The following is a 19,027-nucleotide window of genomic DNA, read 5'->3' as shown; positions in this document are numbered from 1 at the left end:
CTATAGATGTTATCGTAATTTTTTTCTTATCCATTCTATACCTCCTTACTCATAGCTAATTGAAAAGACCATTTGTCCCTCATAGTCACCTGCTTGTACGTTCTCAGGTTTGGTCAGCCCAATGTCGGCGCTTTTAGATACGGAACTAGCCTCTGGTTCAATAGTTAACACATTCCAAATGTCAGAAGATAGTTGCTCCCAACTCAGTGTTGTATGAGCGGTAGCATCAGCATTTTGCTTGTGAATCAGTCGTAGTTGCATGAAGTTGTTGATTTGACTGTCTGTTTCCTTGAAATTCACTTTCAAAGTACCTGAGCCGTTATTTGTACCTGAAATAGTTAGCTTCTCTTCTGAGTTTAGCGATATTTTCGCGGGAATCGTAACAGTATATGTTCCTATCTCTATCCATTTTGCAAAAATCGCTAACGATTCCGTAGCTGGCTGAGAAAAATCAAATTTTCTCGTGTATGCTTCATCTAAATACCAACCATGAAACTCATAATTCTCCTTTACAGGAACAAAAGCTTCCCATAATTCATCCACAACTTTGATTTGCGTATTTTTTTCAAAACCATCATCAAACTTTCCACCTTTAGCATCCATTGTCAATTCTACGTACGCTACTTTTCGATAAGTATTGGTTTCATCCGAATCATTATGGTAAGCGATCATATCAACTGAGCTAAAAAAAAGTTGTTTGTTATTCTCTTTCTGCCAGGCATACTTTGAAGTTAGTTCGGGAAAATCTGTATTGTTAGCGAACGCAAAATTTTCACCTACTGAAATCTTCATTAAACCACTACAACCATAAAACATCCCCCTCATAATCGTCACGTTGCCAGTGTCAAATCCACTCGCATCTAATTCTGTTAGCCCACTACAATCACTAAACATATAAGTCATAGTCGTCACGTTGCCAGTGTCAAATCCACTCACATCTAATTCTGTTAGCCCACTACAACCTCTAAACATATAAGTCATAGTCGTCACGTTGCCAGTGTCAAATCCATTCATATCTAATTCTGTTAGCCCACTACAATCAGAAAACATATAAGCCATAGTCGTCACGTTGCCAGTGTCAAATCCACTCACATCTAATTCTGTTAGCCCACTACAACCTCTAAACATATTACTCATATCCATCACATTCCTAGTGTCAAATCCACTCACATCTAGTTCTGTTATGCCCCCCCAAAGATTAAACATACGACTCATATCCGTCACATTTCCGGTGTCAAACCCTCTCACATCTAGTTCTACTAGCCCACTACAACTAACAAACATTTCACTCATATTCGTCACATTTCCGGTGTCAAATCCACTCACATCTAGTTCTGTTAGCCCACTACAACCTCTAAACATATGAGCCATAGTCGTCACGTTGCCAGTGTCAAATCCACTCACATCTAGTTCTGTTAGCCCACTACAACCATAAAACATCCCCGCCATAGCTGTCACATTTCCGGTGTTAAATCCACTTAAGTCCAAATCTATTAAATTAGCACACTCAAAGAACATACGTTCTACATTATTCAGCGAACTTTTCAAATGATGGACATCCTTAAATGAAATTTTTTTCAGATTACTCAACTGGTAAAAGCCTTGTTTAAAAGAAGTAACCTCATCCAAAGTTGCTTCTTCAAAATCAACCGTTTCAACATTTACATATTCCATAAAAAATCCGTCAAAACTTCCACTCAAATAACTTTTTGCAAATAGAATTGATTTTATACTTAACGCATGTTGACTCCAAGCTTGAGCCGCTTCTTTTGTTACAATTCCATCTAAATACAATTGCCCGTCAGAATAGAGTATCCACTCTCCAGATTCAAGTTGTCCTGAATCAATTATGCTGCTCTCAGTTACTATTAGTTCCGATTCATCATTAAGAATCTCTTTATCTTCTTCTGATAACTCTTCAGAATTTTCGATAATTTCATCCAAACTATTCTCTTCATCTGAAAGAGACCTATCTGAATTATCGTTTTCTTCAATTCCCTCGCCATCTGATAATTCATCTTCCTCAGGAATTTGGGAGTTGTCTGTCTCTCGTTGATTGCTTATTTGCTCTTCTGATAGTTGTTCCGATAATATTTTATTCTCAGTTTGAAATTCTAAATTTCCTAAAGAATCTATTTTCAAGTCTGATTGATCGAATTTTGGACTGTCAACCTCATTTTCTTGAGCCATAGAAATATTTGCAGTTCCTACGCTAGCTAATAATAAAGACACAACCATAAATATTCTCACGAACTTGCTCTTCACCTTTTCCCCTCCCAATAGACTTGTTATTATAAATTGAAATTAGCTTTTTGCTTACAAAATTATTCTACCGAAATAGGGTGACCTTACCGGCTTAAAAATTTTAACATTTTAAAAATTTATATCGGGTTTATCTATTGGATTGATAATTATCATACTCGAATTAAAGAGGTTTCCAATATGTTGAGTTAAGATGCACAAAAAAACCAAGTGAAATTTCCACTTGGTTTAAGAAGTCTAAATGCTATTCAAATTATGAACATCCGTAACACTCTCTATATAAAGGTCAATGTTCATTTGTTATGTATTGTAGTTTAATATGTTAACTAACTTGTTAGCCTATGTTTATGAATAAATTTCTCATTGGCTATTTTCCCTAGATTGTCATTGATTTTCAAATAATCTGATTCAATCCATCTTGTATTCACATAAACGATTGGTTGATTGATGCGTAAAGAGGTTAAAACAGACGGTGATACCGAAAAATCGCTGATATATAAATCAACCATTGAATTCACTTGATTCACTATTTCTAAATTGTAATAGCTTGAAAAGTAATTTATGAAATCAAACACGGCAGTCTCATTTGATATAGTTGATAATATAGTGACTCTAATAGGCAGCGTATGTTTAGAGAAATCAATTCGTTTGTCCATTATAATAAGATAATCAGAAACAAGTCTATCTTTAAACTCATGTAGCAAACTCATTTCTTTGAGATTCACTAATTCGCAGATTAATGGCTTCAAATGATTAATTTTATGAGCTTTTCTTTTATTTCTATCGAGTTCGAAATATCCTGGGATAATCAAACTAAACTCTTTAATTAGATTTTTGAATAATAAGTATCTATAATTTATACTAGCCAATGAATAGATAAGAAGTTCCTTTTCCTCCGTCGAAAAAGGTATTGAAAGACTACTATTCACTTGATCACAAGTAAACTGAACAGTATCCATGAATTCTAATTCCTTTAATCTATCCTCCAAATAGAAAAATGAAGGAGTTTTATCAATCGAAGCATAACTTCCAAAAGCAAGGATAGCACTTAGCAAAATTTGAGAGGTATATACGACTTCATCATTACCCATACCAGGTAGAATCATTAACAAGTTTTTGATAAACTCAAGTTCAGATTCCTTTGACTCCTTTGTATATGCGGAGTACAAAGGCACATCGAAATACCTCGATTGATCAATCTTGTGATTCATTCTGTCTCTTAATAAATGAATAGCAACATAATAATGAATTAGCATTGACTTGTCTATCGAATCTGCTCTATAAATCTCTTTCGGACATTTCTCTAACAGTTTTGTAATTTCAACGTATTGGATAAAAGAGAACGGCCAACGATCCCCGCTATAAGTTGTCAAAAATAGAAAAGTGTAGACTATTCTCAAAGTAAATTCGTCACCACACATTTCTACACCATTTCCAGTAGAAATGAATAGTCCATTCTCACTTAATTCTTGATTTAACTCACTGATATCTCTCTTTAATGCGGAATATGAAATATGAACTTTTTTTGCCAACATTGGTAAATTAGAAAAAGAAGAAAACAATAAGGATTCAAGTATCTGAAATTTTGGTGATTCTCTTATATATGCATTGATTATCAACTGAATGCTACAATTATCGGATATTTTCATCGTATAGGATAGGCTTTCGGCTGAACGAATAATAGAAAAACCTTTAAATCCAAATCGTTCTATATCAAAATTGATCGTTTCAATTGTTGAAATGAGCGTTGGGTAGGTAATTTTTAATTCCTCGAGCAATACCTCTTGAGTACTCGAATGATTATCAGAATAAAATATTTTTTCAAGAAGTGCGACTTTTTTCTTGCTCTTCAAATCTAAATATTTTCGCATTAAAAATCACTTCCTTTATTAGTAAGAATCTCTTCCCTTTCCATTTTTTTAACTCATTTTTTAAGTAGGATTGTTACTCACTTAGTTATTCTATCGGAACAAGATAAACTTATCAGCTTGATATTTTTAACATTTTAAAAATTTATATCCTGTTTATGCATTGACATAACACAGTAGAAAAACGAAGGCGTTTTTTCCTTTTGATGTACGATTTCCAAAATAGTGACTTATCTATCAAGTCTTCTTGATAACTTTCTTAATAATATTTCTCTGATAGCTTTATATTCGCAAAAATAAGCAACTACCGATGCCATCAAAATAATTATTTTTATTTCCTCTGCAAAATCCAAGTAACTGCGATAATATGCTGATCTAAATCATCATATTCAGCTAACTGACTACGAAGATAGCCATCAAACAATTTCTTTTTTTCAGGATATTTTTGAATTAGCTCATTGGATCTATCTATCAAATATTGTTTTTCTTGTTCATAATCAACATCATCTGATCCTTCTAATTCCTCAATCAATTCCAAATTATTTTTCTCGAACAAATCAAGCCATTCAAGGCGAGTAAGATAATCGTAATTATGATAGTTAACTTGATTGTTCAGTTCCACATTGGATACATAAGCCTCATCAATTATTACGTAACCATCTTCTTTTACTGTTCTTTGAAGCTTTTTCAGCGTTTCTTCAGGAGATCCTAGTATATCTGCAGCAGCACCAAAAATTACTGCATCATAATCACTTTCGCTGTGAATAAACTCATTTACATCACCCACCACGAATTTACACAACGAATCGACCTGTAACTCTTTTGTCTTAGCATTTGCTTCCTCAATAAACTCAGTGATCAAATCTACCCCCATCACAGCCTTATTTAGCTTCTCTGCAATTTCTATGGAAACTGCACCTTTACCACAAGCTAGATCCAAAAATTTACTATCATCGGATAGTGCCATATGTTTCTTAATTAAATGTACAATATCTTGAGGACTGCTTCCTAATTCCCAAAAATCCTGCAAAATATACGGAATAAATGGAAGTAATTCTGTTGTTTCCGAAGTGAGTGAAGCAGCAAGCTTTTTTTCAGTTTCTTTGTTCATAGGTTTTCCCTCCAAACGATTGCTATTTACTAATTTGTATTTTTTTCTATATAGTCGGCTATTGAATATACAAGTGTATCCAGGGTCTCTTCTTTTGCTTCTTTTGATATTGCTGGATAGCTTGCAGTGTAGGTCAAGCAATCCAACAACATAACCAATGACTCTAGTTGTGTCTGATTGAGATCTATATACTCCATAGCCTGTTCAAGAACAGAATTTGTCATTCTTTCTTCCTTCTCAATAAATTCAGGAGGAAGTTTTCGTAGAACCAACTCAAAATCTTCAGGGGAGAAATAGTTATTGATACTCGTTTCTGAAAGATAGATTTCCTTCAAAAAACGGATCATTTTATTTCTTAATGAATCATCACTATCCATAATGAGCGTGAATCCTTCTAATTGTTCTTTGTAAGAAAGTTCTACCACTTCAAAGAGACATTCTTCTTTTGAGTCGAAATATGAGTAGAATTTTGCCTTCCCTAATCGTGCAGAACGAACAATGTCATCTACAGTAAAATTATTAATTCCTTTTCTTTGGTATATAAGATTTCGCGTATGTTCTATAATCGCGTTTCTTGTTTGTTGACGTTCATATTCAGTAATAACTTTTGGCACGTTTTTCTCCTTTTCATAAAAAAATAATCGATATATTCTGAATCAGAGTTTTTACAGAACTACAAAAACCGTTTAAGTTCTATAAAAACATTTTAAGATAAATCTTTATTTATGTCAACCTAATTCATAATATTAAGCATAACCCAATTAAACACCATGCTAAATAAGAAAGATACCTTGTTATCAACCACAATTAGGTTTCTTTCTTATTATGGCAAAACTTACACAAAAGTAGTCAAAAAATTCTTAGTAAAAGTTTTTTACTAATGCTTCACCTTGGTTTCTCAAGGTCATAAGATCAATTGTAGTACTGCCATGAATTCGGCATAGTAAAAATAAAAAGCTGTTTATTTCTTGTACTTTAAAGACTTCCATATCCCATAATATATTGACTATTTTGTTCATACGACAACCGTGCAATTTTATCTCCCGAATTGCCCTCAATCGTATGCACACGTCCATTTTCAACTTTTTCTACTATCCCAACATGATCACTAACTCCGTTACCATTCCAATCAAAGAAGATAATATCTCCATCCTTTGGTTCCTGAGCCCGACCCTTCCATTGATTTTTTGCTTTAAAATTTTCAATACCAGTAGGACAGTAGGCAAAGCGTTCCATAGATACTCCTGCCTTCTCTGCATTGTAAGATACAAAAATAGCACACCATTCAACCCTAGAATTAAAGCCATACCAAGACCAGTATTTTTGTCCTCCTTGATGAGGGCTTTCCGACAATTCATTCAATGCCACATTAATAATATCCGAATTCCCAGAATTACTTGTACTTCCTGTTTGAATGTATTGCTTCACTAACTGACTATAAAACATATTTCCGTAATTGAAGCGATAATCATATCCTAGGTTAATCGCTATTGGATTCGGGTATGAAACTTTTTCTCCATCTGCTTTACTTTTAGAGAACTGAATGGCTTTTTCAAGTGTGTATTCTTTTCCAGAACTAGATAAAAAGCCACCGCCAAAATTATAAGCTTGTACAATATTCAATAGGTCATACTCTGGGTATCTTTTAAACATATCCGCAAAATATTTCACACCGACTTCGATAGATTCATCTGGGTCTTGGATACTGTTGGGTGGTTTTCCTTGGCTTTCAGAACATTGCATGACATCTGGATATTTTTCTGAATTTCCACCGGTTTCTACCATAATTATTCCTAGCAGATACGGAACTGCTTCCACAATACCGTTTTTCTCTGCTTCTTTTGTTACCTTACTTTCCCATCGTAATACCATCTCTGGAAGTCCAATAGCCTCAGCTATCCCACTACTGTTTCCAAAATCATCCATACCAGTTAATAAAACAAAGAACAACAACAAAATAGAAAGGCTTATAGCAATTACTTTCCTAATTGATTTCATTAGGATCATCCTCTTCTATTTCCGTATAATCATTTCTTAATTCCATCAATTCCTGTTCCAATTGTTGTGCTTGTTCTTCCGAAATAATATCTGGACTTTCTTGTGTTGATTGGTCTTTTTCAATTTTTTCTTCCTTTGAAGTTACGTCTTTTCTCATTTGCCAGTCTTCAATTACTACCTCTGAATGTTCTTTTAAGTGTTCATGGACCTCCTCATTTGAAGTCGTCAAATCATCTGTTTCCATATTGCTTAAATCGTCTTGATCATCTGGATACTCAGTTGAAAAGCGTGAAGTATTCTCTTCTGTAGTATCATTATGTTCCTCCTTAGCAGGGTCTTTTCGAGCAACATCAGCGGCTTCATCTTCTTCATTGTTTGATATATCTGATTCTTCCTTTCCAGCTTGAGCTAAAATATGATCTTGTATATCATCATTTTTATATGCTCGCTCAAGTTCAATCTCTGAACGCAAATAATCATTTTCAGCAGTGTCAGTTCTATATTCTTGTTCATCAAAGCGATTATTTCTAAGTCTTTTTTCCTCCCTACGTTGTTTACGATTGGGGTTATTTCTCCCTGATTGATTTCGAAAATCTTTCAGCTCTGCTTGCCCTTTGGTTAAGGTTCGAACGATTTGTCCTTTATTTTTCCAAATGAACTCAACTAACAATACTTTGACAAATAGACCTACTAACATCGTCACAATATTCGTAACCACAAAAAAGGAATCGATCAGATTAAGGATTGAAAACAATAAACCAAAGCCAAAGCCTAACGCAACTTTTGAAGCAAACAATGTTCCTAACAACATAAAACCATTCTTTAAAAGATGGTGCATATTTGGAATCAATGCTAGAAATAATAAAGAGGGAAAGACAAAAATCAACGCATAAATTAGTAGTTGGACTAAAACATTCGCGAGCCCGATCAACAATACAGCTAATCCAATCACAAACAACATGATTAGCGTATTTGTGAGCACAATAACCTTCTCAGTCATCCTGTCTGACGTAAGATAAGTATTATCATCTGAATCTTCTTTAACCTTTTTTTCTATATCTTTTGATTTATCCTTATCGTAAGTCTCTTCTGATTTCACGAGATAATTATTATACTGCTCTACACTGATATCCGTTTTGCCAAAATTTAACAAGGCATACGCTTTTAACACAAATTCGTCAAAGATCAAATTTCTGATTTTAGTCGTCCCATCCAGTTGATTGGTATTTCCCAATAAACGATCCGAATTACTGGTATGAATCGTGTCAATGGTCCCACTACTTAAATCGACTAACTGACCTTGAACATTTTGAGAAATCGTGTTGACCTGTTGAATTTTTGTTGCTCCTTCCTGAAAAAAAGCAAGGCTTCCAAAGTAGATCAATAGAAATACAACTAATCGAGTTAATGCTTTAGCGATTCCCTTTTCAAAAAAATCTCGAACAATCATCACGATGACAAAGGTAAATACAAGAATTCCCAAAGTAGAGAATAACTTTAGATAGATTGAACTTGCACTTGAAAATAAAGAAGGTAAAATGCCTTCTAGTAGATTTAAGTTAAACAACTTATCGATTACATAATCTAACGCCAACACAAGATACTTTATCAAACCAAAGAAGAGATTAATCAGTGCATTCAATACACTTTGCAAATTTTCTCCAATATTAAACCAGCCACCTTTTTCAAAGAATGACTGGTAACTATCCATATGGTAAATATCCTTGAGCAACATTGCTCCCCTCCATCCTAACTAACAAAAGCCATTTCAGCAGTAGCACTTTCATTTCGTTTAACAGTCTGCAACATTTGATGTAACTCATCATAGGGACAATAGACTAACATTTTCCCTACTCTGCCACGCAAATCCAAATACAAACAATGATATTTAGGGAGATTTTTCAGCCAATCAATATTTTCTTCTGTCACTTCTAATCCTAAATGTTTCAGTATCTCTTCTCGTTCATCCTTATCATCATAGGCAAAAATCCGACCAAAGTTTCCTGTATCATCTGCTTCAGAAGTGTCCTTCACAGACTGAGTTACAATGATCAATGTATTGTTAAAACTTCGCCCCACACGACGCATAGCTTTAATAATTGCACGTCCATTTCTAGAACTGTTAAAAATCCAAGCTTCATCAAACAGAACAACTGTACTTTCATCTCGATCACGTAGACCAAATAGTTCACAGTATTTTCCAATACACATCATCAACATGACTGATTTTCGTTGAGTAGAACTATAATCGATACTCAGGGTTTCTGCTTTTGGCATATCCAATCCTAGTACTTCTAATACTGTTACTTTCTTGTCTAAATTCAATCCGTCATTCTCGCCGTAGCTGAATGCCAATTCTAGTAATGAACCTTGGACAGACTTCTTGATAAGATTTGCCGTATCCCTTACCTCTTCGTGTGTGCTCTTTAGCATTTCATCGACAACGTGCAACATTCCAACTTGTTTCCCTTGATCTCGATCATAAAGAACTTGCTCAATACCATCCAACATAGCTAATCGAGATTTCTTTTCTCTGGCGTTTGTAAAATCATACAATTCTTCAAATAAATCTTGTGCCATATCCTTAGCAGCTACCCTGTTTTTAATAAAACAAAAAGGATCTAAGACCCCTTTATTTTCTTCTTTGTCTGGATCTAAACGAACCTGATGAAAATGTTCTTGCACGAAAGCACAGGTAGCAGGGAAATTTTTTTGGTTTTCTGGATTTTGAATAACTTGAATAATCCAATCAAAGAATTCTGATTTTGGATCAACATATAGCCCTTTTCCTTTCATAAGAATGTAAATAAAGAAAATAAATTTAGCTAAATATGATTTTCCATTTCCTGTAGGTCCTGTTATGGCAATGTGTGGGCTGTTCGCTTTCTTGTCAGCAATATCATTTTGATTTCCAATAGAAGGATTGAGAAACACTGGTTTTCGGCTAGACCTGGCTATTTCTTTAGGTGACAAATTTCGTGTATTTCTTATCTCAGAGATCATACCTATAGGAATACCGACATTATCTCCAATTCGATTGTCTACATTAAGCATCATTTCAGTAATTCCCTCTACAGTTGTGTAATGTAACCAGTTCTTTTCTTTTCCTAGTTTGTTTCCGGGTAAAAACTGATGAAAAAGAAAAATCTGATCTGCTAACCCTTTAACAATTTCAACATTTCTAGTTTGGCATAGTGATACAACCGTTCGAACATGCTGCCTACATTCATCTGGTGTTTCGCCGAAGACACAAAAAATCCCTAACCATTTAAGGATAGGGACTCGCATATCTATTTTGTTGTTTAAGTCAGTTAGCGCATAGCGATTAAACTGACTAGATTTCATTTCGGCATCACCCATCGATAAGGATTCTTTAGCGCTATTTTTTAATCGTTTACCGGCTCTAGTGGATTTTCCTTTTAACCCTTTTCCCCCTTTGAGTGGTTCGAAATGACCTTTCAATCGAAATTCTACAGGAAAGGGTAAACTTTGAACCATCTCTACAATATGATTTAAAACTAGATTGGGAGCAAACTTATGAATTGGCAGCAAGGCGATATAGCTCGTACCTTCAAAACTCCTTATCTCAATCAAGCCCTGTTCTTTTCCTGGATCTAAAATACTATCTGTTAATGAATACTTTTCTTTTTCTGAAAAGTCGGTTGAAAAAGAAGTCTTCATTCCACGAACATAATGATATCGAAAGGCTTGGATAACTTCTTTTTCAATTAATCTTCGTCCATTCACCGCACCAACTAACTGAAAAGCTTCCGCCTCCAAAAGTTGATATTGTTTCAGAAACGAGTCATCTACTTCTAACTGATAATGATTGAATGCTAATACCTTTCCTACAATTTGATCTATCCGCTCATTCATTCTTCCTTTCATAGAAGAGGCAGAAGAAAGACCAGAAAGTTTCACACCTATATAAAACTTCTCTGTTGTTAATACCGATAAATGACTCTCCAAGTTTTCTAGAGTTCTTGAAACAACATTGTCTCCCATCTCTTTTGCTTGTATATCAAAACTATCTGAGAATGCCTTTAGCCGATCTTCTAAATCATAAGAGTTGGGATTTAGAAATAATTCAAAGTCCTCAAAACGTCTTAAACTCTGTAAAAACTGATTCCATATTCGCTTATGTTTCTCTTGTTTTTCCTTATTTTGTCCAATAACATATTCACCTGGACAGGTAAAATATGCCCAAACCTCGTTGTCTGTTGTGATTATCAGATTTTTATAGGCTTTACCAAATGGTTGTTTTAATTTCATAGTTCCCCGCCTTCCAAATAAAAAGAAGCAGCTCTTATAAGCTACTTCTAAAAAGTTTATTTATATTAAAAAAATTACAAGGTCATTTTATTGCTTCGAAAAAATAGCCTCAATCGTCAATGATATGCTTAAAAATCAAAAAAATAATGTTCCATACTAAAATCATCATTATTGATTCTCTTGAAGTCGTTTTTGAGTAAAATTTCTAAGAACTCAAAAATTATTTCTTGAACGTACTGTAAATAATTAGCCGCTAGATCAACAGAATGCTGATTCCCCTTGTGAAAATAATGGAACATGCACGTCATATCCAGCCCTTTATCAACAGATTGATGCCAATCCATTTGATTCATACTAGATATTGAAGTATAAACATTATCTGCTAGTGCCATGTTGTCTTCTGGATGTATTAAAAGTTTATTCCGAATAAATGTGAACTCTTCTATCATTTCGTTTTTTGAATCCCTGTAGGTTAGACCCATTTTTTTCACAAATTTTTTTAACGTCTTATATAATACACCCAAGTTTGCATAGGCTCCGGTAAAATACGTGTAAAAATCTGGAAATGCTGTTTCAGATACTTTTCTAATATTTTCTTCAAGCCAAAGATCATCTGTAAAACTGTTAAAGTCATCATCTACAAAGTTAAAATATAGTAGTTTTTTATTATGAATATTTTCAACATAAATTGTTGATTGATAGACCACATATAAAAAATTTACACAACTATCAAATTCAAAAGCATTTTTTGAGGTGTTATACTCTATATTCGCATCCATAATTTTAATTACTAACAGTACCAAGCTTTCAAAATACTCCGATTTATTGATGTTATGTGTAGAATCATCTTCAAAAAATATTTTGAAACAATAATTATCACATCTTTCTATTTTTTTGATTCTCACAGTAACAAGCTCCTATTCATAGTGTATTATTTAAAAATAATTTACCGATTTATTTTATAGTTCCCATATTATATTATAAGTGAACCCTATGAATAAAATCTACATTTATTTATAGGTGAGCACACCTACTTCATCTTCACTATTGCTTTCTTATATACAGCCTTTTCAAGATTTAATTTTTCTAGTTGTTCATGATACACAACATTTTTTATTAGTCCATAATGAACAAGGTAGTTCAAATAATCTTTGACAAAGATGTCCACTCTTTTCCCATCAGGTTCTACCTTATTAAATAATTGAATCATTCCATACGAAACGCCAACTGACGCTAATAAAGTAAGTTGATTAAAACCAAGTAAAGCAATTAAAAAACTAAAAGTAACACTAAAACTAATCATAGCAATCGTGAAATCCTGTGCGTAAACAACAAAAGGTAAACGAACATTTTTAGCAATTTCTCGAATCATATACGGTGCATTAAAGGGTTCTCGATAATCAAAAACCTGCTTATTTCTCTTCATAGGCTAAATTCCAAAATACTGTTTCAAATTGGCTAAAGAATTCAACACACCTTCTGGATCTTTGATAATTGCATAAATAATTCCGCCAAAGAACAGAATAGCAAAACCTTGAATCCATTTTGCATCCATGAATTCTTTGATCACAAGATAGACAACTACCACACCAAAAATTGGTGCAATCCAATCATTTAAAATATAGTTACTTGCTCCTTTTGCATTCGCATCCGCAAAAACAGGTGTTGCATACATCAATGAACAAAAGGGAAATATCAATCCCAACCAAACTTTTGAGTTTAAAAAATCTTTCAGCCTTTTATTCATTCCTACTAAAATTTTCTTCATACTAGTCAATCCCTCCAAAAAAATGTGTTAGTTTCTCTACATAGTACGTTCCTTCTCGCTGCTTCAATAAAAGTGTCATTTCTTCTATATGAACACCCTTTGTCTTTTTATCTATTACTTCAAAGGTCGCAAAGACAAGTATCTTTTCGTTCTTCAAATGATTTTCAATGTTGATATTGTTAATTTCATATTCGCCAGCGAGCACTTCTGGTTCCTTCATTAAATACACCATTTCTTCTTTTGTACTGTTCACATACTTATCAAGAAACATTTCAATAAAACTGATCACTTCTTTTTCTTGAGTATTTTCAAGAGAATTATATTTTGAAGATTCGTCTCTCTTTTCAATTTTTTGTTCTGTTATTAATACTCGTTCAGTAGAAAGATACGGATAATGATTGATCTTAAAGGTGCCATCTTTATACTCCTTAAAGGGTATCGACAGAAAGACTCTAGTTTCAGTTGTTTCATAATCGGTGTATTTCTCTTTTTTTGTGATTTCTTTGTCGCCTTCTTTTGCTTTAACTTCACGTTCTTTCGTTATTGGAGAGATACTCTCATATGAAACTTCATATGTTGCAATTCTTCGACCTGCTATTGTTTCAACTAGATAAAACGAACTGGATAAAAGTTTCTGTTCAACTCCATGATTTTTTTCATCTTCAATCTCGAAATTATAGTAGGTTTCTTGAAGTTTAGTTAGTCGCTCTTCAAACGCGGTTTGTTCTGCAGGTACATTGATGTACACCTCGATGAAGGGGTTCAAAAAATGTTTAAATAATTCAGATGAAGGGGACAGTTGACTTTGGCTCACATCTAACGTTTTTTTTATTTCTTTTGTTAGCTCTTCTTGTTGCTTGTTCATTTGTACATTCATTTTATTTGCTTTAAAAAAACCGATTGGTCCGCTCACAATTAGAAAGGTAATCAAAAGAAAAAAAAGTCGCCTAGTTGTTTTAATTTGAACCGTTTTCTCTTCCTTAATTTTTGCTGGTCGAGTCAACTTTTTATCTTTAATAAATTTCATGTACTCACTCCTTTGGATGATTTACTTTCAAAAAAAAGAACCCTTTTATCATGTAAAGGAGTTCTCGTCTAGTTAGATCAGTACCATAAATTTTTAAACGTGTAGGGGTTGAATCAAAAAGATAAGTGGCTTTGTAAAAGTCATAGCGAAAGCCAATATAGCTCCCTGTTGTTGAATAACGATCAAAACCTTCAATGTATAAACTAGTATGTTTTGAGAGTGTCCGTTCAAAACAAACTTCTCTCAAAGGCTGAAACTTTAAATCATTTAGCTTTAATCGTTTTTTTACACGAAGGAATCTTCTTGCCTGCTTTTCAGGTATTTCTCCTTCCAAGTAAATGAAACCATAAGGTTTTAACTCTCTATATAACGAATTATCATTTACCATTAATGACACACCTCAATAATGACACCATCATCAGCTTGATAAAGATTTCCATCCATGCTTAAGTCCCTACCAATACCTTCATAATCGATATGCCAAGCAATAATATCCGGTACCCCTGATAAATAACCACACTCTTCAATATAATATTCAGCGTAATCTTTATAGGAATGGCAATCTGTATATACGTGAATATCATCAACATGTTCAAAAACTTCAAGCAGATCACCGAAATAGCCATAGTTGACCAGTTCATCTAAATAATTGATAGCATCGTGACCGCTATGTTCTTCCATATTTTCAGCCAGTTCGTTCATAAAATCAAAATCTTCATAGTTGGAAATTTTGAAAGGAGCCATATAGTCGGTGATCAGAAAATCCTGATCTTCTTCCAAACTCAATCTATCTAGAATTTGTTCCCATTGAATAGGCAATTCAAACCAGCGTCCTCTCTTCAACACTGGATTTTCAATATACAATTCAATCATTTTTTCACCTCTTTCATAAATAAAGAGCTATCCACATTAGATAGCTCCTAATCAAAAAGAAATTCTGCCAGTAACTGTTCAACTTCTTCTTGTTTAATTTCTATTTTTCTCGTCAATGCTTTATTTTCCATGTCATCTTCAAAGTTATCTTGAATCAATAAATCTTTGATACTAGTAGTAATTTTGATGATTTCACTCTCATCTTTATCCTTCAAAACAGCATTTTCGATGCGATCCATCAACTCATTTTTACCCAACGCTTGATCAATCAGCCAAATCTTTTTTAATGTTGGAGCAAGATAATTAGATAGCCAACGAAGAGATTTCTCATAGCTCGGTTTTTCTCCTTTCATAGATAGCTTAAGTTCTTGCATACTTTCTATGACGTTTCGCCAGTTTTCACTGTATCTTGTTCGTATACCATCTTCATCGCAATCATAAACTTTCAGCGAAGTATCAATCAGTTCCTTAGTCACCCACTCAAGTGTTTCACCAGTGGAAAGCAAATATTCAACAAAAAGATATGCTTTTTCATCCGCCAATCGGACTTCATAGCGGTTTTTAATTCCATATTTTTGACGAGCCATTTCAACTGAACTTTCTTTCTCTTTGGCAATTTCATAATCCTTTTGATAAAAATTAAAGTATAAATGAGATTGTCTAGATCCAAAATAAAGAGACAACCCTTTGTTAATGAGTTGTCCCTTGTTTATTGTGAAACCACCTGTGTAGTCAAAATTCCGAAAAGTCGTATCTATTAACCCTTTTTCACACTTACTTTTCAATTCATTGAGATCATAATTGGGATAAATCACGGATACCTTTTCGTCTAGAGCTAAATCTATTCTTGTAATCTTAGTATCAACTACTTGTCCATTTCCAAAAAGATTATCTTTGTACAGACTCCAAAAAAAGTCATTCCATGTTTCATTTCGCTCCTCTAATACTAGTTCAAATTCACGGCATCCCTGACCTCTTAGTTCGATCATCACGCCCATATTTATATCATTTGGATTAGAGAAGACAAATATTTCACTAAAAAAATAGGTTTCCGTATAGTGATTGAATCCATAATCTTTATATCCAAATACATTAGGTTCCATCTTCAATACCTTTTCAATCACTTGATCAGAAGAATTTATTTTGAACCGAATTCTTAGAAAATCTATTTTGGCTTCCATTGGGAGTATGCCTCCATCCAAGCGAAAGACTTTTTTTATTTTGTTGATTAACTCTGCGCTAGCCTTCTTCTTTCCATTCTCTACTCTGGATAAGAATGTCCGTGAAACCCCCAAATGATTTGCAAAATTTTCTTGACTCATATTCAATCTTTGTCGTAATTGCTTTAATTCATTAATCTGCAAATAACTTCTCCTCACTTGTGACCAAATACGCTTAGATCCGTGACCACTTTAAAATATAAATAGAAGCCTGAACAGCAAGGCATTTCATGAAAAATATTTTCCTTTTATATAAAAGTTACCCCCATGTTATTATTTGGGGGTAACGCTTAAGAAAGGCTTTGCCTTTCTTAAGCCCACACAGTCGTGCCGAGGAAACCTCCGCACTTCCTTTTCGTTTCACCACTGGTCGCATAAGCGCCCAGTTTTCACAAGGAAACCTTGTTCATGACCGAAGTGGTCATTCATCATTCTTTTCTATACCAAACTCCTCATATGCTTCGTTGATTTCATCTACTGTTGGATAGACTTCTTTCGTATCCAGCAATTTCATTGAAGATATCTTCTTTAACTCTTCAATAAAATCATATCTCTTAGGTACCAAAGGCGCATAGAATTCACGAGGGATAGCGGAGCCGTCATCCACATATCCTCTTCCCTTAATAGATTTATTGATAAAAGCTTTATTTTTTTGTTCGTTGCCAAAAGTCATATGGTATCCCTGTTCTTGCAGCTTTCCTAAGCTGACTCTAAATAAAATATTATCTCGGATTCCTCCACCAAAATACTCTGCATCAGGTCGCTGTGTTGCAAGAATTAGAAAAACACCTGCCTGACGTGCTTTTAGTACGAGTTCTTTTACATAGCCTAATATTTCTTCCTGTTCTTTATAATTTAGTGTACTGTAAAATGCTGCCCACTCATCAACAATGACAAAATATGGTGGTATTCCATAGTAAGCAAAGTTCTTTCCTGTTTTATATGTGGGTAAAGCTTTCATGTAAACATATCTTTGATTCATTTCAGCTACTGCATTTTTCAGACATTTAGCAATCCATTTAGTTCCATAAAACACATGTCCTTTAAACAGTCTTAAATCCTGCAAATCCTTTAAATCAGCTTCTTTAGGATCACAAATATCAACAGTTCCCACTTTCACCAAAGCTTGAATGAGTGTAAGAAGAAAATAGGTTTTACCACCGCCTGTTCCACCTGTTACCAACATATGTGGCACCTCTGCATAATCCCAAGAAACACCTTCCATCAATTTGATTTTTCCATCTGTTGCAATACAATCTTCAATTGAAATTCGTTTGCTAATGACATCTATCATCAATGAATAAGTAGTAAAACCCATCTCCTTTTTCTCACTAATAAAATCAGAGATATACATTTCTTCAAACGTTTTCGCTATTTTCTGAAAGCGGTCATGCCACTTCATTCCATCTGTTGGTAGCGTAAGATACAGGATCTCCTTGGTGCTTCGATAATAGACTTTTGGAAAAATAATTCTCTCTCTTGTTTGTTCTTTCGATTTTCGCTTCTTTTTTTCATAAAGCCCATTGCTTTCTAAAAGCCTTGCTAACATTTGTCTTTGATAGACACGATAAAAGTATCCTCCTCTTATAAAAGAGCTTCTTCGCATCATCACCAACAGAAGTAAAGGTATTATGAGCAACAAAAAAAGCCCTCCACTTGGTAACCAGAGGGCGAGTAAATCATATTTATTGGCTTGTTTCATTTCAAGTAATATTGGGTATATAAACAAGTAACTATATCCTAGCGCAGATAAAACAAATGGAAACCAGAATACTAAGAGATACGTACGATATATATTCAAATGAAAAGGTCGAATACGAATGCCACGATAGTCAAAAAAATTCTTCATACTCATTTCCTTTCATCGGTTAATTAGTTCTATGCTGCTTTTCCTTCAAGTTTTTATTTGGAATAGAGACAGTCTTCTTTTTGACACCATCAGCACGAATCTTAAAAGCCTGTTCTGACTGAATAGAATCATTATAGCCAGTATAGGAAGACAACCAAGCAAGAGCAGTTACTTCTCCTGTCAATTCGATCTCATCATCATAGTGAAGCTCTGTTATAGAAGTTTCTGCAGGTAAAGTAATATCAATTTGATCCTCTTTAGCTTCTGAATACACAGTGATTCGCTGTTCTCGTACCAATTCTGTACGCCTACCTTCACTATCATTTTCATAAATTGTTTGGTTACTTAAATAGTTTAATTTCCCGAAAGTTTGTTGCACATCAAAATCTCTTACTAAATTGTCTTCAAATTTTAAACTCATGTTTCTTCCTCCTAATCTATTACTACTAATGATTTTGCTAAGACTTGTAATTCTAATGAGCGACTGGCAGTTCCAATGTTGTTTCTTTTTGCACTAGGAACCAGTTTGACTTCTTTCAATTCAATCTCTTTTCGCCCCTCAAAACGAAGCGAATTCCTTAGGTTTGGAACAATGATTTCAAAATCAGGATGAAGCGCAGAAGAAGCAATAAATATGCGACAAGGAACACGTTTTCCCTCTACATAAATCTCACGCTCTTCCTTTACAGTTGCTTTAATAGTTTCCCCTAATTGTTTTTCTTTTAAGATAATGCTGGTGACACGATTCGACATTTCAATTCCTTCTTTCTTTATAAATT

17 protein-coding genes are annotated in these 19,027 nt (G+C 34.0%); all 17 read right to left on the bottom strand.

Annotated elements, in window-relative coordinates:
- Positions 1 to 45: 45 nt before the first annotated feature.
- The 17 genes from BCR25_RS12075 to BCR25_RS11995 all read right to left on the bottom strand — a co-directional run bounded on the left by BCR25_RS12075 (position 46) and on the right by BCR25_RS11995 (position 19,001).
- The gene (locus tag BCR25_RS12075) at positions 46 to 2,265 is read right to left on the bottom strand and encodes a BspA family leucine-rich repeat surface protein (RefSeq protein WP_139124574.1); all 2,220 of its coding nucleotides are present in this window, start codon (positions 2,263 to 2,265) and stop codon (positions 46 to 48) included.
- A 323-nt stretch (positions 2,266 to 2,588) separates the two neighbouring features.
- On the bottom strand, positions 2,589 to 4,133 hold the full coding sequence (locus BCR25_RS12070) for a helix-turn-helix domain-containing protein (protein ID WP_069663851.1): 1,545 nt from the start codon (positions 4,131 to 4,133) through the stop codon (positions 2,589 to 2,591).
- A 328-nt stretch (positions 4,134 to 4,461) separates the two neighbouring features.
- The gene (locus BCR25_RS12065) at positions 4,462 to 5,241 is read right to left on the bottom strand and encodes a class I SAM-dependent methyltransferase (protein ID WP_069663850.1); all 780 of its coding nucleotides are present in this window, start codon (positions 5,239 to 5,241) and stop codon (positions 4,462 to 4,464) included.
- 29 nt (positions 5,242 to 5,270) lie between these two features.
- A complete protein-coding gene (locus BCR25_RS12060) occupies positions 5,271 to 5,855 on the bottom strand; it encodes a TetR/AcrR family transcriptional regulator (RefSeq protein ID WP_069663849.1) in 585 nt (194 codons plus the stop codon).
- A gap of 361 nt (positions 5,856 to 6,216) precedes the next feature.
- The gene (locus tag BCR25_RS12055; RefSeq protein ID WP_379975123.1) at positions 6,217 to 7,167 is read right to left on the bottom strand and encodes a lysozyme family protein; all 951 of its coding nucleotides are present in this window, start codon (positions 7,165 to 7,167) and stop codon (positions 6,217 to 6,219) included.
- A gap of 58 nt (positions 7,168 to 7,225) precedes the next feature.
- Positions 7,226 to 8,974: a CD3337/EF1877 family mobilome membrane protein gene (locus tag BCR25_RS12050; RefSeq protein WP_069663847.1), complete on the bottom strand. Its 1,749-nt coding sequence runs from the start codon at positions 8,972 to 8,974 to the stop codon at positions 7,226 to 7,228.
- A gap of 14 nt (positions 8,975 to 8,988) precedes the next feature.
- Complete coding sequence (locus BCR25_RS12045) at positions 8,989 to 11,511, bottom strand: ATP-binding protein (RefSeq protein ID WP_069663846.1); 2,523 nt, start codon at positions 11,509 to 11,511, stop codon at positions 8,989 to 8,991.
- 128 nt (positions 11,512 to 11,639) lie between these two features.
- Entirely contained in the window at positions 11,640 to 12,416 is a 777-nt protein-coding gene (locus BCR25_RS12040; protein WP_069663845.1) for a hypothetical protein, read from the bottom strand.
- Positions 12,417 to 12,541: 125 nt separating this feature from the next.
- Positions 12,542 to 12,937, bottom strand: coding sequence for a TcpE family conjugal transfer membrane protein (locus BCR25_RS12035; RefSeq protein ID WP_069663844.1), 396 nt, complete (start codon positions 12,935 to 12,937; stop codon positions 12,542 to 12,544).
- Positions 12,938 to 12,940: 3 nt separating this feature from the next.
- Complete coding sequence (locus BCR25_RS12030) at positions 12,941 to 13,279, bottom strand: TcpD family membrane protein (protein WP_139124573.1); 339 nt, start codon at positions 13,277 to 13,279, stop codon at positions 12,941 to 12,943.
- 1 nt (position 13,280) lies between these two features.
- Positions 13,281 to 14,306 carry a conjugal transfer protein gene (locus BCR25_RS12025; RefSeq protein ID WP_069663843.1) on the bottom strand — a complete coding sequence of 342 codons (1,026 nt, stop codon included), beginning with the start codon at positions 14,304 to 14,306 and terminating at the stop codon, positions 13,281 to 13,283.
- Positions 14,307 to 14,310: 4 nt separating this feature from the next.
- Positions 14,311 to 14,694, bottom strand: a complete 384-nt coding sequence (locus tag BCR25_RS12020) for a hypothetical protein (RefSeq protein WP_069663842.1) — start codon at positions 14,692 to 14,694, stop codon at positions 14,311 to 14,313.
- Positions 14,694 to 15,179: an antirestriction protein ArdA gene (locus tag BCR25_RS12015; RefSeq protein ID WP_069663841.1), complete on the bottom strand. Its 486-nt coding sequence runs from the start codon at positions 15,177 to 15,179 to the stop codon at positions 14,694 to 14,696. The genes BCR25_RS12020 and BCR25_RS12015 overlap by 1 nt, the downstream gene beginning before the upstream one ends.
- Positions 15,180 to 15,226: 47 nt before the next feature.
- Positions 15,227 to 16,543, bottom strand: a complete 1,317-nt coding sequence (locus tag BCR25_RS12010; protein ID WP_071879527.1) for a replication initiation factor domain-containing protein — start codon at positions 16,541 to 16,543, stop codon at positions 15,227 to 15,229.
- Positions 16,544 to 16,820: 277 nt separating this feature from the next.
- Positions 16,821 to 18,248, bottom strand: coding sequence for an FtsK/SpoIIIE domain-containing protein (locus BCR25_RS12005; protein ID WP_069663840.1), 1,428 nt, complete (start codon positions 18,246 to 18,248; stop codon positions 16,821 to 16,823).
- A gap of 19 nt (positions 18,249 to 18,267) precedes the next feature.
- A complete protein-coding gene (locus tag BCR25_RS12000) occupies positions 18,268 to 18,669 on the bottom strand; it encodes a DUF961 family protein (protein WP_069663839.1) in 402 nt (133 codons plus the stop codon).
- A gap of 11 nt (positions 18,670 to 18,680) precedes the next feature.
- Positions 18,681 to 19,001 (bottom strand): hypothetical protein, encoded by a 321-nt coding sequence (locus BCR25_RS11995; RefSeq protein ID WP_069663838.1) that lies wholly within the window; start codon positions 18,999 to 19,001, stop codon positions 18,681 to 18,683.
- Positions 19,002 to 19,027 lie beyond the last annotated feature (26 nt).

The organism is Enterococcus termitis (assembly GCF_001730305.1).
Classification (GTDB): domain Bacteria; phylum Bacillota; class Bacilli; order Lactobacillales; family Enterococcaceae; genus Enterococcus_L; species Enterococcus_L termitis.
This window is presented reverse-complemented; position numbering and strand designations above follow the sequence as displayed.